Origin of the sequence: Streptomyces javensis, from assembly GCF_039525925.1 — a bacterium.
Taxonomy (GTDB): Bacteria; Actinomycetota; Actinomycetes; order Streptomycetales; family Streptomycetaceae; genus Streptomyces; species Streptomyces asiaticus.
On record NZ_BAAAIF010000014.1, the window covers coordinates 151,954 to 174,676 of the forward strand.

Annotated in this window: 17 protein-coding genes; 3 read left to right on the plus strand and 14 right to left on the minus strand. The window is 71.9% G+C overall.

Annotation, left to right across the window (positions count from 1 at the left end; genetic code table 11):
• Positions 1 to 11 precede the first annotated feature (11 nt).
• From ABD329_RS15840 to ABD329_RS15900, 13 genes are all read right to left on the minus strand, one after another.
• Complete coding sequence (locus tag ABD329_RS15840) at positions 12 to 1,247, minus strand: class I SAM-dependent methyltransferase (RefSeq protein WP_198275200.1); 1,236 nt, start codon at positions 1,245 to 1,247, stop codon at positions 12 to 14.
• Positions 1,244 to 2,488, minus strand: coding sequence for a glycosyltransferase (locus ABD329_RS15845; protein WP_198275199.1), 1,245 nt, complete (start codon positions 2,486 to 2,488; stop codon positions 1,244 to 1,246). Before ABD329_RS15845 ends, ABD329_RS15840 begins: the two co-directional genes overlap by 4 nt.
• 2 nt (positions 2,489 to 2,490) lie before the next feature.
• Positions 2,491 to 3,723, minus strand: coding sequence for an O-antigen ligase domain-containing protein (locus tag ABD329_RS15850; RefSeq protein WP_198275198.1), 1,233 nt, complete (start codon positions 3,721 to 3,723; stop codon positions 2,491 to 2,493).
• Position 3,724: 1 nt separating this feature from the next.
• Positions 3,725 to 5,257, minus strand: a complete 1,533-nt coding sequence (locus ABD329_RS15855; protein WP_344316515.1) for a right-handed parallel beta-helix repeat-containing protein — start codon at positions 5,255 to 5,257, stop codon at positions 3,725 to 3,727.
• Between the two features lie 11 nt (positions 5,258 to 5,268).
• Complete coding sequence (locus ABD329_RS15860) at positions 5,269 to 7,212, minus strand: heparinase II/III family protein (protein WP_198275196.1); 1,944 nt, start codon at positions 7,210 to 7,212, stop codon at positions 5,269 to 5,271.
• Positions 7,209 to 9,404: a bi-domain-containing oxidoreductase gene (locus ABD329_RS15865; RefSeq protein ID WP_198275195.1), complete on the minus strand. Its 2,196-nt coding sequence runs from the start codon at positions 9,402 to 9,404 to the stop codon at positions 7,209 to 7,211. The genes ABD329_RS15860 and ABD329_RS15865 overlap by 4 nt, the downstream gene beginning before the upstream one ends.
• A 61-nt stretch (positions 9,405 to 9,465) precedes the next feature.
• Entirely contained in the window at positions 9,466 to 11,400 is a 1,935-nt protein-coding gene (asnB, locus tag ABD329_RS15870; protein WP_198275194.1) for an asparagine synthase (glutamine-hydrolyzing), read from the minus strand.
• A gap of 3 nt (positions 11,401 to 11,403) precedes the next feature.
• Positions 11,404 to 12,924 (minus strand): Wzz/FepE/Etk N-terminal domain-containing protein, encoded by a 1,521-nt coding sequence (locus ABD329_RS15875; protein ID WP_198275193.1) that lies wholly within the window; start codon positions 12,922 to 12,924, stop codon positions 11,404 to 11,406.
• Positions 12,921 to 14,318: a YveK family protein gene (locus ABD329_RS15880; RefSeq protein WP_198275192.1), complete on the minus strand. Its 1,398-nt coding sequence runs from the start codon at positions 14,316 to 14,318 to the stop codon at positions 12,921 to 12,923. The genes ABD329_RS15875 and ABD329_RS15880 overlap by 4 nt, the downstream gene beginning before the upstream one ends.
• Complete coding sequence (locus ABD329_RS15885; protein WP_198275191.1) at positions 14,315 to 15,553, minus strand: glycosyltransferase family 4 protein; 1,239 nt, start codon at positions 15,551 to 15,553, stop codon at positions 14,315 to 14,317. Before ABD329_RS15885 ends, ABD329_RS15880 begins: the two co-directional genes overlap by 4 nt.
• Positions 15,543 to 16,868, minus strand: a complete 1,326-nt coding sequence (locus ABD329_RS15890) for a nucleotide sugar dehydrogenase (protein ID WP_198275190.1) — start codon at positions 16,866 to 16,868, stop codon at positions 15,543 to 15,545. Before ABD329_RS15890 ends, ABD329_RS15885 begins: the two co-directional genes overlap by 11 nt.
• Before the next feature lie 109 nt (positions 16,869 to 16,977).
• On the minus strand, positions 16,978 to 18,453 hold the full coding sequence (locus ABD329_RS15895) for a sugar transferase (protein WP_198275189.1): 1,476 nt from the start codon (positions 18,451 to 18,453) through the stop codon (positions 16,978 to 16,980).
• 512 nt (positions 18,454 to 18,965) lie between these two features.
• Positions 18,966 to 19,565, minus strand: a complete 600-nt coding sequence (locus ABD329_RS15900; RefSeq protein WP_198281971.1) for a helix-turn-helix domain-containing protein — start codon at positions 19,563 to 19,565, stop codon at positions 18,966 to 18,968.
• A gap of 92 nt (positions 19,566 to 19,657) precedes the next feature.
• Here ABD329_RS15900 and ABD329_RS15905 point away from each other — a divergent pair, with 92 nt between their 5' ends.
• The 3 genes from ABD329_RS15905 to ABD329_RS15915 are packed head-to-tail and all read left to right on the plus strand — an operon-like array spanning position 19,658 to position 21,857.
• On the plus strand, positions 19,658 to 20,284 hold the full coding sequence (locus tag ABD329_RS15905) for an SAM-dependent methyltransferase (protein WP_198281972.1): 627 nt from the start codon (positions 19,658 to 19,660) through the stop codon (positions 20,282 to 20,284).
• A 28-nt stretch (positions 20,285 to 20,312) separates the two neighbouring features.
• Positions 20,313 to 20,813, plus strand: a complete 501-nt coding sequence (locus tag ABD329_RS15910) for a mycothiol transferase (RefSeq protein ID WP_198281973.1) — start codon at positions 20,313 to 20,315, stop codon at positions 20,811 to 20,813.
• Between the two features lie 27 nt (positions 20,814 to 20,840).
• A complete protein-coding gene (locus ABD329_RS15915; protein WP_344316517.1) occupies positions 20,841 to 21,857 on the plus strand; it encodes an alpha/beta fold hydrolase in 1,017 nt (338 codons plus the stop codon).
• Positions 21,858 to 22,143: 286 nt separating this feature from the next.
• Here ABD329_RS15915 and ABD329_RS15920 read toward each other — a convergent pair whose 3' ends face one another.
• The gene (locus ABD329_RS15920) at positions 22,144 to 22,617 is read right to left on the minus strand and encodes a YybH family protein (RefSeq protein WP_198282462.1); all 474 of its coding nucleotides are present in this window, start codon (positions 22,615 to 22,617) and stop codon (positions 22,144 to 22,146) included.
• Between the last annotated feature and the right edge of the window lie 106 nt (positions 22,618 to 22,723).

A 22,723-nucleotide genomic window follows, 5' to 3' on the forward strand; every position in this document is an offset into this window, starting at 1 on the left:
GCTGTGCCCCTTCAAGACGCGACCTCGGCAATGCTCAGTTCAGGAATGGGAAAGACCAGTCGGCCGCCCCAGTCGTGCACGAAGGACAGCTGCTCGACCAGCTCGGCCCGCAGGTTCCACGGGAGGACCAGCACGTAGTCCGGCTTGTCGGCGGCTATCCGCTCGGGCGGCAGGATCGGGATGCGGGTGCCCGGGGTGAACCTGCCGTGCTTGTAGGGGTTGCGGTCGACCGTGTACGGGAGCAGGTCGGGCCGGATGCCGCAGTGGTTGAGCAGGGTGTTGCCCTTGCCCGGGGCGCCGTAGCCGACGACCGTCTCGCCGCGCTCGGCCGCTGTGATGAGGAACTTCAGGAGGTCCCGGCGCACCTTGGCCACCCGGGCGGAGAACTCGGTGTACCCGGACAGCTCCTGAAGCCCGGCGGCCTTCTCCCGGGCCAGCACGTCGGACACGTTCCGCGTGGGCTCACCGGCCACCTCGGTGGGCCGGGCCCACAGCCGGATGGAGCCGCCGTGGGTGGGCAGCAGCTCGACGTCCACGAGCGCGAGTCCGCCGCTGGCAAGGGCCCGGGACGCGGAGGCGACCGTGTAGTACTGGAAGTGCTCGTGGTAGATCGTGTCGTACTGGTTCTCCTCGATCAGGGTCAGCAGGTGCTGCACCTCGATGGAGACCCAGCCGTCGTCGGCGACCAGGGCGCGCAGCCCCTCGGTGAACCCGACCACGTCGGGGATGTGCGCGTACACGTTGTTGGCCACGACCAGGTTCGCCGGGCCGTGTTCGGCGCGGACGGCCGAGCCGGTCTCCGGGCTCAGGAACTCCGTGAGCGTGGGCACGCCCGCGTCGCGCGCCGCGGCGCCGACGTTCACCGACGGCTCGATGCCCAGGCAGCGCATCCCCCGGTCCACCACGTGCTTCAGCAGGTAGCCGTCGTTGCTCGCGACCTCGACCACGAAGGCGCCGGTGCCGAGGCCCAGCCGCGCCGCGGCGTCGGCGACGAACGTGCGCGCGTGCTCCACCCAGGACGTCGAGTAGGAGGAGAAGTACGCGTACTCGCTGAACGTCTCCTCCGGCGTGATCAGCGGAGGGATCTGCGCGAGCCAGCAGTCGGTGCAGACCCGCAGGTGCAGCGGGTACGCGGGCTCCGGCTTGTCCAGTTGGTCCGCGGCGAGGAAGCTCTCGCATGGTGGCGTCGCCCCGAGGTCGACGACGCTCGTCATCGCTTCCGAGCCGCAGAGTCGGCATCGTGTCATCTACTGTCCCCATCCCCCCTGCTCGCGCGGGAGTCCCCGCCGCGAGTCAGCGCTGACCGACCCGCGATCGCGGTGCGGTACTCCTCCACCAGGCGCTCCAGCCCGACGGCCGGGCTGAAACCCTGTTCGTAACGGAGCCGGGCCGCCTGGCCCATCTCCCGGCCCAGGGCCGGATCGGCCGCGATCCGGCGTATCCGGGACGCGAGCGAGGCGGGCTCGCCCGGCTGGTGCAGCAGCCCGGTCACACCGTCCTCGACCAGTTCGACGAAGGCGCCGTGACCGGCGGCGACGACCGGGACCCCGGCCGCCATCGCCTCCACGACCACCAGGCCGAACGCCTCCAGCCACGTCGAGGGAGCCACCACGGCGACCGATCGCGCGATGGCCTTGGCGCACTCCGCCGGGTCCAACAGGCCGACGTACCTCACGTCGTCCCGGCCCGCCGCCCAGGCGGTCACCTCTCGCTCCAGTGGCCCCGCGCCGGCGATCACGAGCGGTACGCCCACCCCGCCGCTCGCCGCGAGCTCGTCCCACGCGGCCATGAGCAGCGTCACGCCCTTGGCCTCCGCGAGCCGGCCGAGATAGAGCAGCTGCTCTCCCCCGCCCATTCGGCGGACGCCCGGGTCGGGCACGAAGTTGTGCTTCACCGCCAGCCGCTCGGCCGGCATACCGGCCCGCGCCAGGACGTCGCGCTGCGCCGCGGAGATGCACAGGAACCGCTGCACGCCGGACCACCATCGCCGCCGGTTGACCGACAGGCTGACCGCGAGCGGCACCGTCGCGAGGCGGGAACTCCGGTAGCAGCCGTGCCGGACGGCGGGCAGCGGTGCCTTGGATCCGACGCACTCGGCGCACGGCCGGCCGTCCCGCTGGAGCGTGCCGGGAGGGCAGACCTGGGTGTAGTTGTGCAGCGTGGCGACGGCGGGCACACCGGCGTCGGCGCAGGCGGCGAGCACCGCGGGCGACAGGAGCGGGAAGACGTTGTGGACGTGGACCACGTCGGGCCGCTCGGCGCGCAGCCGGGTGGTGAGCTCCGCTCGGACCGCCGGGTTCCACGGCACGAGCAGCGGCACCGCGGCCTTGCCGAGGAGGGACCGGGCGGCGATGTCGTCGCTGCGCCGCTCGAACACCCCGACATGGTGGCCGGCCGCGCGCAGCAGCTCCACCTCCTGGTCGACGACCTTGTTCTCGCCGCTCGGCTGCGCCGAGGCGTAGCGGTTGTGCACCACGAGGACGTGCATGCTCAGGGAACCTCCGATCTCCGGGCCCAGCGCGGAATGTGTCGTCGACGGAGTTCGGGCGTCATGAGCGGAGCGGCCGCGGCGGGTGCCGCCAACAGCGAGGCGGCCAGGGCCAGATGGAGCAGATACGGCGAGGCGTCGCCAAGGCCGGCCTCGGTGTACGAGGCGATCGCGCAGTAGCTGATCAGAAAGATCGCGCAGGCCCTCTCGAGCGACGGCGGCCGCAGCAACGCGACACCGCCCAGCACGAGGATGATCGCCGCGACCAGGGCGACGCCGGCCAGACCCTGCTCGTTGTAGACGGCCAGCCAGCTGTTGTCGATCGGCAGCCCGCCGAACGACTTGTCGCCCAGGCCCATGCCGAACCACTTCTCCCCCGCCGTCCTGGGCGCGGCCAGCAGGGCGTCCCAGACCTTGGCCCGACCGGTGAGGCTGGAGAAGTTCTCCTTGCTCTGTCCGCGCAGGAACCACGCCTGGAGCACGGAGGCGAACCCCACCGCGGCCACCGTGGCGCACAGCACCGCCCAGCTGAAGAAGCGGCGGGCCGCGCCGCTGGTGAGGAGGAGCGAGCCGATCGCCAGCGCCAGGCCGAGGAACAGGCCGAGCGTGGCCGTCCGGGTATGGGTCAGCGCGAGCAGGACGAGCGAGGGCACGATGACCACCGCCGCGCTCACCCTGTCGGTCCTGCGGCCCAGTACGAGCAGCACGGTGAGCCCGATGATCACCGCGGCGTACTGTCCGATCTGCGGCGGGGTGAGCGGCCACAACGCGCCGACCAGCCGCCCGCCGTAGAGGTCGGGCAGGGCCGCGCCCGGTGCGACGGCCAGGCCCATGGCCACCGACCCGAGCACCGCGAAGTACATCCGGATGTGGTGCCGCACGAACGTCAGGTCGCCGTCCCACCAGCGGCTGAGCAGCCACAGCGTGCCGACGAAGAGAGCCAGCCGGGCGCAGCGGAACAGCGCGCCGAACCCGGACTCCAGATGCGCGCTGGAGATCACGCTCGTCACCAGGAGCAGGGTGAGCAGGAATACGTACGCGCTGGCCCGGATGCGCAGCCCGAGGTTGACCGCCAGCGCCAGCGCGAACGCGGCGACCAGCGCGCCCATGGTGACCATCTGGATGAGGGAGCGGGGCAGCGGGACGATGGTCTTCGCCCCGGCGGAGCCGAGCGTGTTGAGGACCAGCAGCCCCCAGACCGTCCCGACGATCTTCGGTGTGTGCCCCCCGCCCATCTCAACCACCGTCCCGTGCGCGGAGGGTGCTGCCCGCGTCCTGCTGGTACGGCGTGATCTGCCACTGCCCGAAGTCGAGCACCCGGCTCGGGTCCTGGGCGACGAATTGCCATGGCCCGAGGTAGACGTTGTCGTGCCAGCGGTTGTGCTGCTTGTGGGTGATCGCCTCGGCCACCCCTTCGCCCTGGTACGGCGACCAGTCCGGATAGGTGCCGTAGTTGGCCAGCACCGCCATCCGGTCGCACTTCACCGTGCACTTGACGACGGACTTGTCCAGCACGAAGCGGTTGTCGTGGATGTCCACCCGCTGGGTCTTCCACCGGCAGTCGGCGTAGAGCGGTGGCTTGGCGATCGCCGGTCTCGCGCAGCGGCCGGTGTCCCGGACCAGCAGGGTGCAGTCACCGGATGAGGTGTTGGCCGGACTGTTGCAGAACCGGTCGGCGTTTTCCCACAGGGTGATCCCGGACCAGTTGTTCTCCAGCACGTTCCGGTAGATCTCGATCTTGTCGGTGCGGGCCTTGATCCGTGGTTCGCCGCCGGACTCGGACAGGTAGACGGTCGGATACGGGAAGTTGTCGCCGCGTTCGGCTTCCCTGCGGCCCTCGACCCAGTTGTTCCGCCGGATCGTGTTGTTCCGGATGACCGCGTTGTAGCTGGTCTCATAGATCAGCGCGGCCCCGTCGTTGGCCTCGAGCACGTTCTTCTCGATGCGGAAGTCGTTGTTGTTGGTGTCCGCCCACAACCCGGTGCCACGGTTGTCGTGCACCCAGTTGCCACGTACATCGGCACCGTCGACGGCCCAGAACTTGATGCCTCCGGTGCAGCCGCAGCCCTTGCGCCGCCGCTCCCAGTCGCCGGTGTTGTTGCCCGTGATCTCGTTGCCCTCGACCACCAGGCCGCTGATACGGCCTTTGGCCTTGTAGGCGTTCATGCCGTACTGGCCGTTGTCGCGCAGACAGCTGGCGCGCACTCGCTGGCGGGCACCGGCCATCAGCCCGGCGCCGGAGTTGTCCTGGATCGTCGCGTGCTCGATCACCCATCCGTCGGCCGAGTCATGGTTGACCACGCCCTCGTCCGGCGGCGCCACGAAACGTTGCACGGTCAGATGGCGGATGGTGACGTCGCGGGCGGTGCCGCCGAACGCGTACTGGTTCTTCTTCCGGCCGTCGAGCACCGCGCCCGGCGCGCCGAGGTAGCGGTCCCCCTTCTTGGGGATGACCTGCGCATAGCGGTCCGGGTCGAGCCTGTGCTTGCCCGGTCGAAGCCAGAACGTGGTGTGCGGGGGGTTGCTCTTGGTCTTCGCCGCCAGGTCACCGACGACCGCGGGGTCGACCGTCACCGCGCCCGCCGGCGCCTTCGCCGGCCCGGCCGTGGGCTTGGCGAACGAACACGCCACGGACCGGGCCGCGGACGGCGCGGCGGTCGGCTCCGCGGCCGGGGCGCCGCCCGGCGTGCTCACACAGCCGGTCGCCACCGGCAGGACGAGCGCCGCGGCCGCCACCGGTAACGCCCAGTTCCGCCACTTGATCACCACGCGCCCCACCCCTAGCCGCGGAACCTGAGTACGGTGGTGAACCCCCGCGCGCCGTCGGCGAAGCCGGTGCCGACCAGTGTGGTGCTGGGTTCCTTGCGCCCGAAGCCGGCGGAGTACCAGCCGAGCGGCGGTTCGGTCGCGCCGCGATGTGCCCGCCAGGACAGCTGTCCGGGCAGGTCGAGCACCGCGGAGCGGTCCTCGCCGTCCCGGGTCCAGGTGAGCACCGCCCGGTTGGCCACCAGGTCCGCGGCGATCGCCGGGCCGAGGTGGAACGCCAGGTGGACCTCCCGGCGCGGGCCGCGCACCTCGTCGACCACCCTCAGCTCCCGGTCCGCGGCCGTCAGTTCCACCCGGCGGCGGTGCACGGAGGGCTGGTAGCCGTCGTGCTCGGCACACCAGCGGGCCACGCCCTCATCGGATGGTTCCGCGACCAGGACGCGGCTGCGGGCATGCCGGGTCCACAGGAACGGGCCGCCGGAGAGGGACTGGTCACCACCGTCCAGCCGCAGGGTGTTGTGGCCGAGGGTCGACCGGAAGTACTGCCGCCACTCGGGCTGCCCGTGGTAGCAGTACGTCCCCGGGTCGGCGAGCACGTCGACCCCGTCGTGCCGGACCTCCACGGACAGCGCGTCCGCGTGGGCGTGCGCGGCGATGGACAGGAAGCCGTGCGGACCACCGTCGCAGCGGCACCAGATCTCTCCCGGGCCGCGCAGGATCGTGAGCCCCGCGTCGGCGAAGTGGGCCGGTCGGCTCGGTGGACGGGTCACCGGCGGTTCGGTGGGTTCGATGAGCGCGGCCAGCAGCGGGGTGCGCACATCGGTGCCGGTCACCGCCGGCCACCAGGCGAGCCGGCCGAACACGGCGTCCCCGGTGGCCAGCAGCGAGGCCCAGCGGTCGGTGCCCGCGCCGTCCACGACCAGACCGTGCCCGTCGTCGGCGTCCCCCTGGCGCGGTGGCCGCAGCCGGCTGTCCACGACGGCCGCGAGCGCGTCGGTCATCCGCAGCAGCACCAGCCGGACCGTCGCGGGGACCGGCACTCCGGCGGCATCCGCCTCGGCCACCGCGGCCAGGCCGAGCTCCAGCACCAGTCCGTGGTACTCGGTGGCCAGCTCGCGGTTGAGGCCGGAGGCGAAGGTGTTGCCCCGCAGCTGCCGCTCGAGCGACCGCAGCGCGTCGGCCCGCCAGCGCGCCGAGGCGGGGAACCAGCCGAACGCGCAGGCCGCGGCCAACTGCCCGGCGGCCTCGGCGATGACGTGGTTGTTCGCCGAGGACCCCCGGCTCGGGAAGGCGGCCAGCCAGCGCTGGTGGTGCCAGATCTGGTTCAGCGCCACCGGGTTGCCCTCGAACAGCCCGGCCGCGCCCGGCCAGCCGTCGAGGAGCCGGCGGATCCACACCCAGGACAGCAGCCGGATCCCCAGCTCGATGCCGCTGGTCCAGTGCACTCCGCGCAGCGGCGCGTTGGCCGTCCACCACGACCGCAGGTGCTCGGCCACCCGCTCGGCGTACCGCTCGTCCCCGGTGATCGCGTAGGCGGCGGCGAGCTGGGTGAGGTACTGGTGCCGGGACGGCTCCCAGATCTGCTTGATGTCCCCGACCGCGTCCTCGTCGCGGTACGGCACGTCGAAGGCGTAGCCCTCCGGAGCCCGGCGCCCGGTCTTCGGGTCGTACCACCAGTCCGGGTCGACCAGGTCGTCGCGGTCCACCCCGAAGTACTCGGCGTGCCCGGCCATCAGCCGGTCCGCCTCGGCGATGAGCCGTTTGGCGGCGTCCGGTGGCACCGCGGCGATCGTCCCCGCGGGCAGTACCGCGGTGAACCGGGCGCCGGTCACGCTCGGGCAGTCCGGCCGCGCCGACCGCCACCGCCGCCTGCGCACCGCGTCGCCCACCCGGCCGCCGACCTCCCGCGGTCCCATCCGGGAGAGCCGCCGCAGGTACCAGGCTGGAGTCATGGTCATCGCGCCCCCGCCAATGCCACCGGCGCGCCGGCGGCGAGCCCGGCCCGCACGGCGAGGGTGGCCGCCGTGGTGGCGACCAGCGACTCCAGCGGCACCGGCATCGGCCCGCCGGTCCGCACGGCCTTGATGAACGCGGCCAGCTCCGCGGACTGGCCCTTGTCCCGGGCCCTGGGCAGCCGCGAACTGACCCACCGGTTGCGGCGGCCGTCGTAAACGGCGGCACGGACGAAGTCGTCGAGCCGCAGCACCTTGCCGTCCGCGATCAGGTCCAGCGTCTCCTTGGGGAAGCCCGGCGAGCCGGTGGTGACGTACGCGATGGTGGCGGTGGACCCATCCGGGTAGCGCAGTACGACCTGGAGGTCGTCGTTGCCGGATGTGGCGACCGCGTACACCGAGACCGGGTCGGCCCCGAGCAGCCAGCTCGCCGTGTCGATGAAGTGTCCGCCCTCGCCGTCGAACCGCGAGCCCTCGGTGCCCTGCTGGAGGTACCAGCTGCCGTGCTCGAGGCGGCCCGCGTTGACCAGGTAGCGGAGGCTCGCCGGGCCGGTCCGGGAGCCGAACCGCTTCCCGGCCTCCTGGAGCAGCGGTGCGAACCGGCGGTTGAAGCCCACCTGGAGCCGGTCGTTGCCGGACTCCTCCACCGCCGCGAGCACACCGGCCAGCTCGTCCTCGGTGAGCGCCAGCGGCTTCTCCACGAACACCGCCTTGCCGGCCCGCAGCGCCCTCATGGTCAGTTCGGCGTGCGAGCTGTGGCGGGTGACGACGAACACCGCGTCGATGGACTTGTCGCCGAGCACGGCGTCGAGATCGGTGGTCGCCTCGGCGAAGCCGAACTTCCGCTTCGCGTTGGCCGCGGACAGCGCCGTAGTGGTGACGACCGTGGACAGCTCGACGCCTGCACGCCGTTCCAGCTGCGGCAGCAGCATCGACGTGGCGTAGTTTCCCGCCCCGACGAACGCCAGCCGCACCGAAGCGTTGGCCAGCCGGGCCGGGGCGGACACTCCGCCACCGCGGCGCACCGCGGGCACGGCCACCGCCGGGGCTTCCCCTTCCGCGGCTCGGTCGGGGTGGCCGGGATACCGGAACAGCACGGCCACGGCCTTCAGGTCGCCGTCCTTCAGGCGCCGGTACGTCTCGACGGCGTCATCGAAGTCGGCCACGTGGGAGACCAGGGGCTCCACGTCGACGCTGCCGCGGGCGAGGAGATCGAGGAAGCACGCCAGGTTGCGGCGCTCGGTCCAGCGCACATAGCCGATCGGGTAGTCGCGCCCCTCGAGCTCGTACTCCGGGTCGTAGCGCCCGGGGCCGTAAGAGCGGGAGAACCGGACGTCCAGTTCCTTCTCGTAGTACGCGTTCCACGGCAGGTCCAGGCGGCACTTGCCGATGTCGACGACCCGGCCGCGGTCCCGGCAGAGCCGGGCGGCCAGCTCGACGGGCTGGTTGCTGCCGCCGCCGGCGGCCAGATACACCTGGTCCACGCCGTGACCGCCGGTGAGTTCGGCGACGGCGGTCTCCACGGCCGCGGACGCGGGGTCGCCGCAGGCCGCCGCGCCCAGGCGCTCGGCGAGTTCGCAACGCGCCGGGTCGGGGTCGGCCCCGACGACGCGGACTCCCGAGGCGGCGAGGAGCTGCACCACCAGCTGCCCGATCAGCCCGAGGCCGATGACCAGCGCCACTTCGCCGAGGCGGGATTCGCCTTGGCGGACGCCCTGCAACGCGATCGACCCGACGGTGCCGAAGGCCGCGTGCCGCGGCGCGAGGCCGTCCGGCACCCGGGCGTAGAGGTTCTTCGGCACCCAGTTCAGCTCGGCGTGCAGCGCGTGCTCATTGCCTGCACAGGCCACGAGGTCGCCGACCTTCACATCGTCGATCCCGCCGCCGACCTGCTCGACCACCCCGCACAGCGAGTAGCCGAGCGGGGTGTAGGAGTCCAGCTTGCCCATCACCTTGCGGTAGGTGGCGGGCACCCCGTTGGTGGCCACGCTCTGCACGACCTTGGCCACCTGGTCGGGCCGGGAGCGGGCCTTGCCCAGCATCGACATGCCGGCCTCGGACACCTTCATGAGCTCGGTCCCGGTGGATATCAGCGAGTAGGCGCTGCGGACCAGCACACCGCCCGGCTTGCACCCCGGCACCGGCACGTCGAGCAGCGCCAGCTCGCCGCTCTTGTAGTTCTGCACAACCTGTTTCACCCGAAGTCCCCTTGTTTCTAGGCCGGTTCTACGCCGGTTCCGCGCCGGTTCTGCGCCGGTTCTACGCCGTCAGATGAGCGCTCTGACCGGCCTCGGAGGTCGCGCCGCGATACCAGTACTCGAGGGTCAGCACATGCCACAGATGCTTGGAGAAGTCCCGCTGCCCGGCGGCGTCCTCGGCGACCATCCGCGCCAGCGCGTCACGCCGCAGGAACCCGGAACTGACGAGCAGGCCGTCGTGCACCACCTCGCGCACCAGCGGTGCCAGATCCCGGCTCATCCAGGCCCGCAGCGGGGCGCTGAACAGGCCCTTGGGCCGGTACACGATCTCCCGGGGCAGGATCGAGGTGGCCGCCTCCTTGAGGACGGCCTTCCCCTGCCGTCCGACGATCTTGCGGTCACCGGGCACCGCGAACGCCGCCCTGACCACCTCGACGTCCACATACGGCACCCGCACCTCGGTGGACGCGGCCATGCTCGACCGGTCCGTGTACGTGAGGTTCAGGCCCGGCAGGAACATCCGGGCGTCGCCCAGGCACATGCGGTTGACGAAGTCGTCGAGGTCGTTGTCCTGGTAGACGTCCGCATGCTCGGTCAGCACGTCCTCGACCGTGCCCACCAGGTCCGGATCGATCAATGCCAGCAGCTCGTCCTGGTCGTACATGGTGTAGCTGCGCCGGAACGCGGTCTCCTCCGGCAGATCGGCGAAGGAGAGGAACCGCTTCGCGAAGCGCACCGACCGGTACCCCCGGCGGGCCGTGGCCACCGGCAGCCGGTCCACGGCCCTGGACACCCCGCGCCGCAGGGGCCGCGGGACGCGCTGGTAGCGCAGCGCGATCAGATTGGCCAGGTGCTTGCGGTAACCGGCGAACAGCTCGTCGGCGCCCATCCCCGAGAGCATCACCTTGACCCCGGCCTCCCGGGCGGCCGAGCAGATCAGGAAGGTGTTGATCGCGGCGGGGTCGCCGATCGGCTCGTCCAGGTGGTACGTCATCTTCGGCAGCAGGTCGAGCACGTTCGGGGCGATCTCGATCTCATGCAGATCGACGCCGAACCGCGTCGCAACCCGCCGGGCGTAGCGCAGGTCGTCCGGCATCGCCTCGAACCTGGCGTCCTCGGCGCGGAACCCGATCGTGTAAGCGGAGATCCCGGGTCGGTGGCGGGCCGCCAGCGCGGTCAGATAGCTGGAGTCGAGCCCGCCGGAGAGGAAGGTCGCCACGGGCACGTCGGAGAGCAGGTGGCGCCGGGTCGACTCCTCGACGATGGCGGCCAGGTCCGGCCGCTCGCCGCTGCGGGCCCGCTCCCGGCCCTCGGCGGCGACGTCCTTCAGGTTCCAGAACCGGCCGCGCTCCACCCGGCCGTCGGGCCGGCACCTCAGCCAGCTCCCCGGCGGCAGCTTCTCCGCCTCGCGGAACGCGCAGCGCGAGTCCGGCACCCAGTAGTACAGCAGCGAGGCCACCAGCGCCGCGCGGTCCACCTCGAGCGACCCGCCGGTCACGGCGGCGAGCGCCTTGAGTTCGGAGGCGAACACCAGGCCCTCGCCGCGCCGGAGCAGGAACAGCGGCTTGATGCCGAGCTGGTCGCGGGCGAGCACCAGGTCACCGGTGCGCTCGTCGAAGACCGCGAACGCGAACATCCCGCGCAGCCGGGGCAGACAGTCCGTGCCCCAGCGCCGCCACGCCTCCAGCAGCACCTCGGTGTCGGAGGTGCCCCGGAAGCGCACCCCGGCGGCCGCCAGTTCGGCACGCAGCTCGGGCGCGTTGTACAGCTCGCCGTTGTACGTCAGGGCGAGCCCGCCCGCGACCATCGGCTGGGCGCCGGTCCCGGACAGGTCGATGATGGCCAGCCGGCGGTGGCCGAGGTGTACTTCGCCGTCCCCGGCGGGGTGCCCGTACCGGCCCGTCCCGTCCGGACCGCGGTGGGCGAGGGTATGGGTGAGCCGGTCGGTCACGGCCTTGCCGTCCGGCCATCGGTATGTACCTGCGATGCCACACATGTGCTACCGCGCCTCCTGGTCGCTGTCCGGGACTCGTGCGGCCCACATCGGCGGTCGCTCCGTCCGTAGTTGGCCCGTCCCGTGTCGCCGGGCCAGCCGTTCGCCGTGGCCCCGCAGCGCGATGTGCAGCCCGTCCCACAGCGTGCCGTCGGTCCGGTCCCGCGGATCGGGGTCGATCAGCACCACACCGATCACCGGAATGCGCTGGTCCGCGAGCTGCCGCGCCACGGTGTGCAGCCAGGCGGCGCTGCCGTGCCCGGCACGCACGACGAGCACGGTCTGGGTACCGAGGTAGTGGAGATCGGTCCACACGGTGCCGGGCGCGACCGAGCCGACGCCGAACCGGCGCTCCTGGTGCGACATGGCCGCGGCGTGCTCGCCGCTGACCACGGTCGGGTCCCCCGGCTTCGGGCGGCGTCTTGCGAGCTGCGGGCCGGGCAGACCGTCGATGATCGCCACTGGCCCATCCGCCGCCAGTGCCCTGGCGAGGTCCAGGGCGATCACGGTCGTGCCGCGCGCACAGCCCAGTTCCAGCAGCGACACCGGTTCCGCGGAGCCGCGCACGGTGCGGGCCAGGGACTCGGTGAGCCTCGTCCGTGCCGTCCGGACCCGTCGGCGCCGCCACGGCCCGCCCGACCGGTGGGGCAGCTCCGCGATCACCGAGGCGCCCAGGTTCGCCGCGATCTCCCGGCGCAGCACCGGGCGGTCCGCCACCACCGTGCCGACCGCGGCCACCGCGAGCCCGAGGACGAGCCCGAGGACGAGCCCGATCGCGCCGTTGGTGGCGGCGGCCTTGAGCGGGGAGTGCCGCACGGCGCGCGGGGCGTCCACGATCTGCGTGCCGGCGATGATCCGGGGCGTGCCGGTGCGCGCCTCCGCGGCGCGTTGGTCGAAGTCGGCGATCCGAGAGTTGAGCTCGGCCCGGCGGGCGAAGAGCGACTCGGTGCTCGCCGACGCTTCCGGGTCGCTGTCCGGCGAGCGGTCTCCGATCGCCTTGTTGACCTCGGTGAGTTCGTCCCGTACCCGGTCACGCTGGTCGAGCAGGGCCTTGGACTCGGCCTTCGCGGTCTCCCGCATCCGCCGCACATGGTCCGCGACGAACGCGTCGGCCAGCGCCTTGGCCCGGGCCACCGCTTCCGCGTCGCTGTCACCTGTCACATCGATCTGCAACAGGTTGTTGGTCAGGCCGGTGCCCCGGTAGTCCCGCAGGAAGTCCTCCGCTTTTTCCGGGGAGTTGAGGGACTTCAGGGCCATGTCGGCGATCCGCGTGGTGCCCAGCAGCGCGACATCGGTGCGGATCAGCGTTCCGGTGTCGTTCGGCTGGTCCTCCTGATGCGCGACCAGCACTTTGGTCACCGCGGTCGGCGGTGGCGGCAGCAGGACCGCCATCGCCACACCGGCCAGCAGCCCCAGCAGAGCCATGGAGCACCAGAGGCGGCGGCGCCTGCGCACCGCCACCACCAGCGCCTGAAGGTCGAACAGCGGAGCGGCCGCCGACCGCTCCGAGGTGGTGCCCGTCGTCACACCGCACCTCCCGTCGCGTGGCCGCGACCCGCGAGCGCCGGAGTGGCGTCCTCCGGAGGGTGGCCGGCGGACCGCTTCGGGCGGACCCGGACCGCGCCGGCGACGACGATGCCGACGATCTCGTGGTCGCCGTCCGCACACGCCTCGGCGATGCCGGTGAGCTCCCCCGCGGTCCAGTTGCCCGCGCTGAGCACGACCAGGGCACCGGACTCGGTGCCGCGGTCCGGCACCAGCGGCTGGGACACCGAGACCTCCACCACCCGCAGCACGGGGTATCCCCCGCTCGAAGAGGATGGGGAGGGATCGCCGTCGGACTCGGCGACGAGCCGCTCCGCGGCCCGGCGGGCGATCTCGTCGCCTTCGGGTACGACCACCAGCAGCCGCCGGGGACCCGGCAGCCGGTCCCGGAGGCGGGCGCACACCCGCCGGTAGCGGAGGTGCCTGCCGGCCTCGTCCCCGGACGCCTGCGGCGTCGGCAGGTCCCACCGGATGTCGACGCCGAGCAGCCGGCGGATCCGGGCCCGCGGACCACTGCCTTCCGGCCGGTGCGCGGGCCGTTCACCGGGTACGTCGACGGTACCCAGCAGCGCCGAGCCCAGCGCCGCGGCGATCTCCGGTTCGGTGCGCAGCCGGCGACTCATCCGCGCGGCGGTGAGATGGCCGATGACCGCGAACAGGAAGAACAGCAGCGCTCCGGCGACGATGAACTGCGTCCTCGTCGGCGGTGCCTCGCCGGACGGCCGGGCCGCCGGTCCCATGACGACCATGGTGGACTTGTTGGTCACCGGGTCGGCCTCGTCCAGCTTCTTCACCGCCTCCTGAAGCGCGATGCGCAGCTTCTCCAGTTCGGTGCGGCCCTGCACGCTCTCCACGGTCCGCCCCGGATCGGCGGCATCGGCCAGCTCGGTGATGCGGCGGCTGGTCCGCACCACCAACTTCCGCAAGTCCTCGGGCCCGGCCGACGCCTCGGAGTCGGTGTCCTCGCCCGCGAGCCGCGCGGCGAAGGTGACGAATTGCTGGGCCACCTGGTCGGAGAGGCGCTGCGCGCGCTCCGGGGTTTCGGCCGTACCCGAGATCTTGATGATGTTCCCGTCGGCGGCCTCGGCGCTCACCCGATCCCGCAGCTCGCCGCCGCTGACCCCGGTCCAGCCGAGCGCGGCGGCCGCGCGGTCGACCACCACCGAACTGGTCGCGATCTCCGCCTGGGTCAGCAGCTCGCGCTCCTCCCACGCCCCCGGCAGCAGTACCGATGCCGAGGCCGTGTAGCGCGGCGGAAACAGCAAGGAGGTGCCGTAGCCGACGAGCGCCCCCAGCACGGCGAGGATGGTGAGCAGCCGCCAGCGCCGACGGATCATCCGCCCGATCGTGACCAGGCGTATCGTGTCATCGCTCAACGGCGCGGCCTCTTCCCTGCCCGTTCCGGGTCGCCCGCCGATGCGTAGGCGGCGAGCAGTGACGCTTGTGAGTTCCGCCAGGAGAGCGGCCCGCCGATCCGCTCCTGGCCGATCTTGCCCATCCGGGCCCGCTTGTCCGGGTCGTCGAGGAGCAGCGCGATGAGCCCCGCGAACTCGGCCTCGTCGTTGGCGGGCGCGTAGACGGCGGCGTCACCGGCGGAGACGCGCGCCTCCTTCAGGTCGAACGAGACGATCGGCCGGCCCATCGCCATGTACTCCAGGACCTTGTTCATGGTCGACACGTCGTTGAGCGGATTGCGCGGGTCGGGCGAGAGGCACACATCCGCGGTGGACAGGTAGCGCACCAGGTCGGCGTCCGGAATGCGCCCGGTGAACCGCACCTGCTCGGTGAGGTCGAGTCGCCGGGACAGCTCCACCATCGCGTCGAAGGCGTCGCCGGAGCCGATGAACACCGCGTGCCAGTCGGTCCGCCCGAGCTCGTCGCGCAGCTTCGCGAGGGCGCGCAGGGCGTAGTCGACGCCGTCCTGCGGGCCCATGACGCCGAGGTAGCACAGCAGATGGGGCTTGCCGTGCTTCAACTCCGGCTCGGGCGGCACCGGTTGGAACCGGTCGATCTGGGGTGCGCTGCGCACCACGAAGACGTCCTCCGGCCGCCGGCCGCCACGGCGCACCGCGACGTCCCGGTAGCTCTCGTTCGTGGCGAGCACGACGTCCGCGGCCCGGTAGGTGCGCCGCTCCAGGGCGCACACGGCGCGGTAGAGCAGATCCTTGCCGCGGTCGAACCGGGACAGATACAGCTCGGGTACCAGGTCGTGCTGGTCGAAGACGAACCGCGCGCCGCGCCGCTTCAGCCACAGGGCCGGCAGGAACAGCAGATCGGGCGGGTTGCAGGCGTGGACCACGTCGACCGGGCCGACCTTCCTGGCCAGCCGGACCGTATGCCACAGCGCCGATCCGTACTCCCGCAGATAGCCGGCCGGCCCTCCGGTGGCCGCGCGCAACGGGTAGCGGTGGATCCGCACCCCCTCGATCTCCGCCTCCGGCTCCGTGTCCCGCTTGCTCCCCCGGGGACAGATGACGTCCACCGTCCAGCCCGCGTCGCGCAGCGTCGTGCACTCCTGCCACACCCGCCGGTCGAACGGCACCGACAGGTTCTCCACCAGGATCAGCGCGCGCCGGCCCGGCCCTCCACCGCTGATCGCGTTACCAGGCAAGGCCCATGTACCCCGGTTCGGCCCGGCGCGCCTCGGCGTCGGGAAGGCGGACGAGGTCGACGATCAGCGGGCCGTCGCCATGGGGCAGCGCCGACAGCACGGCCGGGTCCCTGGTCCCGACCAGGCACACCTCGGCGTGCTCGAGCACCTCCTCGACGGAGTCCGCGAGCAGCTGCGCCAGGTGCGGCAGCCGGGTCTCGATGTACTCGCGGTTGGCGCCGAGCAGCCGGGACAGGCTCACGTTGGCGTCGTGGATCCGCAGGTCGTACCCCTTGCCGAAGAGCCTCTCCGCCAGCTCGACGAGCGGACTCTCGCGGAGGTCGTCGGTGCCGGGTTTGAAGGACAGCCCGAACAGGCCCACCCGGCGCTTGCCGGTGCGTTCGACCAGCTCCACCGCGCGCTGAAGGTGGTCGGAGTTGGAGGGCAGCACATGGGCGAGGATGGGCACCGAGACATCGGCCCGCCGCGCCGCGTGGACCAGGCTGCGCAGGTCCTTGGGCAGGCAGGAGCCGCCGAAGGCGAAGCCGGGCCGCAGGTAGGCGGGGCTGATGTTCAGCTTGCGGTCGGCCAGGAACACGTCCATCACCTGGTGCGAGTCCACCCCGAGCGCCTGGCACACCGCGCCCAGCTCGTTCGCGAAGCCGATCTTGAGGCCGTGGAAGGCGTTGTCCGCGTATTTGATCGCCTCGGCCGTCGGGACCGGCACCCGGAACACCTCCCCGGGCAAGCCGTCGTACAGCGCCGCCACCGCGTCGCCGCTCGCCGGGTCGAGCTCGCCGATGACGGTCTTGGGCGGGTCGAAGAAGTCCCGCACGCTCGTGCCCTCGCGCAGGAACTCCGGGTTGACCGCGACCCCGATGTCCACCCCGGCCGTGCCGCCGACGTACTTCTCCAGGATCGGCACCAGCAGGTTCAGGCAGGTGCCCGGGAGCATGGTGCTGCGGAACACGACGGTGTGCCGGCCCCCCTGCTTGGCCCCCTCGGCCAGCGCGGCGCCGATCTGCTCGGTGACCCGCTCCAAGTACGTGGTGCACAGGCTGCCGTTGGGCTCCGACGGCGTGCCCACGCAGACCAGCGACACCTCGCTGCCCATGATCGCCTCGCGGACGTCACCGGTGGCGCGTAACGCCCCGGTGCGCACCACCTCGGCGATGAGCTCGCCGATCCGCTCCTCGACCACCGGGGCCTTGCCGTCGTTGACCAGGTCGATCTTCACCTGGTTCACGTCCACCCCGATGACCTCATGCCCCATGCTGGCCAGGCACGCGGCCGACACACAGCCCACGTAGCCGAGCCCGAAAACGCTGACCCTCATGACCCGTTCCTCCCCCCGGGCAGGCCCTTCCGGCCTGCCCTCCATGCGCCGACCGGACGACACCCACGGCGCATCAAGACGCACCCGCGCATCAGTAGGAGCCCGCGCATCAATAGGCCCCCTGCCCCTGGAGCACCGCACGCAGCGTCTTCCACAAGATCACCGTGTCCAGGGCGAGCGACCAGTCCTCCACGTACCGCAGGTCCAGCCGGACCGCCTCCTCCCACGGCAGGTCGCTGCGCCCGCTGATCTGCCACAGGCCGGTGAGGCCTGGCTTGACCAGCAGCCGCCGCCGGATGTCCGGGCCGTACGCGGCGGACTCCTCCGGCAGCGGAGGCCGCGGGCCGACGAGCGACATCGATCCGGTGAGCACGTTGAATAGCTGCGGGAGCTCGTCGATCGAGTACCGCCGCAGCACCGATCCCACCCGGGTCACCCGCGGATCCCGGCGGAGCTTGAACAGCAGCCCCGCGCCCTCGTTGCGGTCGGCCAGCTCGGCACGTGCCCGGTCGGCCCCGGCGACCATGGTGCGGAACTTGAGGATGGTGAACTCCTGGCCGTCCTTGCCGACCCTGCGCTGGCGGTAGAACACCCCACCCCGGCTGTCCGCCAGCACCAGCAGCCCGACGAACACCATCAGCGGCGCGAACAGCACCAGCAGGATCGCCGCGCCCATCCGGTCGACGACCCCTTTGACCGCGCGGCGGCCGCCGGTGAAGGTCGGCATGCTGACCCGCAGCAGCGGGATCCCGAGCACCGCGTCGATGTGCAGCCGCGGGCCGGCCACCTCCATCAGCACGGGGGCCACGACCATCTCGGCGTCGCTGCCCTCGAGGTTCCAGGCCAGCCGCTGCAACCGGTCCGGTGACCAGTGCGGGTCCGGTGTGACCGCGACGACACGGTAGCCGTCGTGGCGGACGTGCTTGGCGACGTCCGCCAGCCGGCCGACGACCCGCACTCCGTCGAGCTGGTCACCGTCGAGCCCGCGACCGTCCGTCGTGCACACCGCCTCCACCCGCCAGCCGAGGTGCGGGAACTTGCGGGTTCGGGTGATCAGGTCGCGTACGGTGGCCGGGCTCCCGGCGGCGAGCACCGGTCGCAGACACCGCCCTTCCTTCCGCTGTTTGTGCAGCCAGAGGCGCAGCAGATACCGCGCGGTCATGGTGATGAGCGCGATCGCGGGGATCGCGACGAAGATCCAGAGCTTGATGTTGCGCGAGGTGAGGGCGATCCCGCCGAGCGCCAGTACGACGGTCGCCGTGAACAGTGAACGTCCGAGCCGACGGAATTCCTCGGCGCCCTGGCCGAGCACGGCCGGAGCCCACGCCCGGCTCACCGCGAGCGCCCCCAGCACCAGCAGCTCGGTGCCGAATGCGAGAATCCCCCACTTCTCATGCCAGTTGGCCGCGTCCCGGGCCCCGAAGAAGTTGCCGATCGCCGCCACCACGAAGGCGGTGGCCACGGTATCGCTGGTGATCACGGTACGGCGGTACCGCTGCTCCCAGTCGATCGCGGGCTGTCTGATCGCCCCGTCCGTCAGCCGCCCGCGCGCAGACGGAGACGGGTTGAGTAATCCCCCTTGCACAGAACCCCCCAAGGTTCCCAGTGGTTCGACGTATTCGCCTAACACTGTTCTCGGGAGGCCCCCACCCCCCGTACTGCCCCTCCCCTCGGGAGGCCCCCGCCCCCCGGCACTGTTCCTCCCCTCGGAGGCCCCCCGCCCCCGCGCCGCGCTGTTCCTCCTCGCGGGAGGTCCCCACCCCCCGGTGCGCGGAAGCCCGTCGAAACCCCGGGTGCTCCCCGCACCCAAGGCCCCTTTCGGGCTCCAGGAACTGATCACCCCCATGTCCGGCGCCGGCGACGCGACTACTGGCCGGCCATGGAGCCGGACCCATAGATCATTATTTGTCGCCGGTGTCCAAACATGTGAAGCACGGTCAATCTAGACCATCGGGGGGCCCTTCTGAAGAGGGAATGTGTGCAAGTTGTGCCCAAACTTTGAAGCCGGGTCCACTGACCGGTGACCTCCCGCGGGTGTCTTGAGCCGAGCGACCCTTGTGACCTGCGGTGACGGAAGTTCTCCGAGTGTCGGCAAACTCACTGCCGGTGCCGGTGTGCCCGGTCGGGGGTCGCGCGCAGGTGTGTGCGCGCCCCCTGCGGTCCGAACAGGATCAGCAGTTCGACCGCCCGGCCGTCGGCGCTGCCCAGCCAGTGCGGGAGGGTGGTGTCGAACTCGGCCGCCTCGCCCGGCCCCAGGGTCAGGTCGCGGTCACCGAGCAGCAGGCGCAGCCGGCCGTTGAGCACGTAGAGCCACTCGAACCCCTCGTGGGTCTGCGGGGTGGCCTCTCGGGGGGTCGGCGTGTCCGGGATGATCATTTTGAACGCCTGGATGCCGCCCGGCCGGCGGGACAGCGGGACGAAGACCATCCCGAACCGCTCAAGTGGCTTGAGGTGGATGCGGGGATCGCCGGTGCGCGGAGCGCCGACGAGATCGTCCAGGGGTACGCCGTAGATCCGGGCCAGCGGCAGCAGCAGCTCCAGGGTCGGACGGCGCTTCCCGCTCTCCAGCCGGGACAGCACGCTCTCCGACACCCCCATGACCTCGGCGAGGCGGGCCAGGGTGATGGCGCGTTCGCGGCGCAGTGCGCGCAGCCTGGGACCGATGCCGTCGAACTCGTCCCGCGGTGCGCCGCCCATCCCCCCATCTTGCAGGAACCGCAAGATGACGTGCCAGCTCGGGCAAGGCTGGCGAGAGTGGTGCGCGCCCCCTCCCCGCACAAGGAGCTCCGATGAGCGCGACAGACGCCGGTACGTACTGGAACGACATCTACGCGGCCCGGCCCGCGGCCACCTCCCCCCGCCCCAACGCGTGCCTCACCGCGACGGTCACCGGTATGCCGCCCGGCGACGTACTGGACCTGGGGTGCGGCGACGGCGGCGACGCCCTGTGGCTGGCGGGCCGCGGCTGGCTGGTCACCGCCGTCGACGTATCCTCCGTGGCCGTCGGGCGCCTCACCCGCCTCGCCGCCGAGGCCGGTCTCACCGACCGGCTGGCGGCACACCACCACGACCTGCGCACCTCCTTCCCCGCCGGCGCCTTCGACCTGGTCTGCGCCCACTATCTGCACACCCCCCTCGACCTGGACCGGACGGCCGTGCTGCGCACGGCGGCCCACGCCCTGCGCCCGGGCGGATGCCTGCTGGTGGTCGACCACGGATCGACCGCGCCGTGGTCGTGGACGCGGGACCCGGACATCCGCTACCCGACCCCGCGGGAGGTCGCGGCGGACCTGGCCCTGCCGCCCGCGACCTGGGCGGTCGAGCGCGCCGACGCCCAGGTGCGCGAGGCGACCGGACCGGACGGCCGCACGGCCGAGGTCACCGACCACATCCTGATCATCCGCCGTACCGCCTGAACCGGCACGGCCGACGAAAGCAGCCACCATGACCGAATCCCCGCGCCCGCACCGCCGCCGCGACGCCCCGCCGCCGCGCACCGGGAACACCGAGACCGAGGTCCTGCGCGGATTCCTCGACTACCTGCGCGACTCCATCGCCGCCAAGGTCGAAGGCGCTCCGGAACCCGGGATCCGCACCGCCGCGGTGCCCTCGGGCACGAATCTGCTCGGACTGCTCCACCACCTCACCCATGTCGAGCAAGCGCTGTTCCTCGGCGCCCGGATCACCGACTGGAAGGCGACCTTCCACGCCGCCCCCGAGCAGAGCGCCACCGCCGTCGTCGCCCGCTACCGGGAGACCGTCAGGGAGGCGAACGCGGTCCTCGACACCTGCGCCGACCTCGGCGCGCCACTGCCCCGCTCCCGGCCGGACACACCGGCCCCCGCCGTCCGCTGGGCGCTCACCCACATGATCGAGGAGACCGGCCGCCACGCCGGCCACGCCGACATCCTGCGCGAACTCCTCGACGGCGCGACCGGACGCTGACCCCCACCCGCCCACAGGCAGGAAACCATGACACCCGCGTCACCGCACCGCGCACCGCGCACGGCCCGACGGGCGGCAACCGCCGCCCTGGCCCTCGTCCTGACTATCGGCGGCGCGGCCGCCTGCGCCCCACAAGGCCCGGACGTCCCTTCCTACGCCTCCGCCACACACGACGACCCGGAGTTCAACCGCACCTTCCGCCACGAGTTCGCCACCGTCGACGGCGTGCGGATGCACTATGTGAAGGGCGGCAAGGGCTCCCCGGTCGTCCTGCTCCACGGCTGGCCGCAGACCTGGTACGGCTGGTGGCCGATCATGCCGAAGCTGGCCGAACACCACACCGTGTACGCCCTCGACCTCCCGGGACTCGGCGACAGCGGCGGCTCACCGACCGGCTACGACAAGGCCACCCTGGCCCGCTACGTGCACACCCTCGTCGCCGGGAAGCTCGGCATACGCCACGCCCGGGTCGTCGGCCACGACCTCGGCGCCGCGGTGGCCTTCCAGTACGCCGCCCGGTTCCCCGCCGACACCGAGCGGCTCGGCTACCTCGACCTGCCGCTGCCCGGCCCCGCCATGGACGCGCGCACCTACCGCTCCCTGAGCTGGCACATCGCCTTCCACTCCCAGCGCCGCGTCCCCGAGGCCGTCGTCGCGGACGACGTGCGTGCGTACCTGGCGCTGTTCTACCCGCAAGTCGCCTTCGGCGGCACGGCGTTCGGCGGCACCTCCACCCGATCGCCCTTCACCGAAGCCGAGATCACGGAGTACGCCCGCACCTACGGCCGCCCCGACGTCCTGTCCGGCGGCTTCGACCTCTACCGCTCCCTCGACAAGGACGTCCGCGACACCAAGGCGGCGCCCCCGGTGACCGCCCCCACCCTCCTCATGACGGCCCAGGGCCAACTCGCCCCCGTCCGCGCCACCGTGACCCCGCGCATGAACAACATCGTGCGCGCGGTGGACGTACCGAAGGCGGGCCACTGGCTCGTCGAGGAGAACCCCGCGTTCGTCACCGCGGAACTGCTCCGCTTCCTGGCCTGACGGCCACCACCTCGCCCACCTCGCCGGTCGGTCGCCCGGCGAGGCGTTCGTGACGTGGCCGGGCGGCGCGGTGGAGGCGGTGGACGCGGTGGCGGGTGCGGCGAGCGCCCCGGTGAGTACCACACCGGCCGTGGCGCGGACGACGGCACGGCGGTTGGGGACATCGGCCATGTCACACTCCATCGAGGGTGGTTGGCGACAGGCCCTGGGCGGTGCCCCTGCTCCTGCCGCACCGGGCGCCCTTGCCACGCTGTTACAACGATGCAACAAGCGCTTTCTGCGGACGTCAACCCTTAGGCGCCTCATGCACCGGCAGCATGCCGTCGAGTTCCCCCGCGGGCAGCACCTTCGCCGAGTTGTGTTCCCGGACGATCCGCCAGCCGTCCGGCGTGCGGCGCCAGACCAGCGAGGTGGTGGTGCGAATATCCGTGGTGACGTCGGGTCTGGTGATCCGCGCCACGAATGTCAGGGTGGACGCGGCCAGATCGTGGTCCGCGATGACGTGCGGGCCGTCGGCGACGGCATGGTGCACGGAGATCATGTCGTGAAAGGCGGACTCCCAGATCGAGCCGTATCCGGTGGCCGTCGTCGCCACTCGCTGCTCGGGGTCGAAGTCGTCGTAGAGTCGGACGTCCGGAGAGCCGAAGTCGTAGAACTCGCCGAAGACGCTCCGGAAGTCGAACGGTGCGTCTCCCTCGTCGCGCTCCCAGCCGAACACCCACCGGCCGTGCAGGTCCGCGATCAACTGTTCATCGTTCATGGCTCGACGCTAACAGGCCATCTCATTTGGCGTGTTCGATAACCTGCCGGGGTGGGGATTGTCGAGCGGCTGGTGCCGGATGAGTTGTGGGAGTTGTTCCAGCGGG

What these genes read in the sequence shown, in the direction of transcription:
- ABD329_RS15840 (WP_198275200.1), bottom strand. Translation starts at nt 1,247, where the DNA reads ATGACACGATGCCGACTCTGCGGCTCGGAAGCGATGACGAGCGTCGTC.
- ABD329_RS15845 (WP_198275199.1), bottom strand. Translation starts at nt 2,488, where the DNA reads ATGCACGTCCTCGTGGTGCACAACCGCTACGCCTCGGCGCAGCCGAGC.
- ABD329_RS15850 (WP_198275198.1), bottom strand. Translation starts at nt 3,723, where the DNA reads ATGGGCGGGGGGCACACACCGAAGATCGTCGGGACGGTCTGGGGGCTG.
- ABD329_RS15860 (WP_198275196.1), bottom strand. Translation starts at nt 7,212, where the DNA reads ATGACCATGACTCCAGCCTGGTACCTGCGGCGGCTCTCCCGGATGGGA.
- asnB (WP_198275194.1), bottom strand. Translation starts at nt 11,400, where the DNA reads ATGTGTGGCATCGCAGGTACATACCGATGGCCGGACGGCAAGGCCGTG.
- ABD329_RS15890 (WP_198275190.1), bottom strand. Translation starts at nt 16,868, where the DNA reads ATGAGGGTCAGCGTTTTCGGGCTCGGCTACGTGGGCTGTGTGTCGGCC.
- ABD329_RS15900 (WP_198281971.1), bottom strand. Translation starts at nt 19,565, where the DNA reads ATGGGCGGCGCACCGCGGGACGAGTTCGACGGCATCGGTCCCAGGCTG.
- ABD329_RS15905 (WP_198281972.1), top strand. Translation starts at nt 19,658, where the DNA reads ATGAGCGCGACAGACGCCGGTACGTACTGGAACGACATCTACGCGGCC.
- ABD329_RS15910 (WP_198281973.1), top strand. Translation starts at nt 20,313, where the DNA reads ATGACCGAATCCCCGCGCCCGCACCGCCGCCGCGACGCCCCGCCGCCG.
- ABD329_RS15915 (WP_344316517.1), top strand. Translation starts at nt 20,841, where the DNA reads ATGACACCCGCGTCACCGCACCGCGCACCGCGCACGGCCCGACGGGCG.
- ABD329_RS15920 (WP_198282462.1), bottom strand. Translation starts at nt 22,617, where the DNA reads ATGAACGATGAACAGTTGATCGCGGACCTGCACGGCCGGTGGGTGTTC.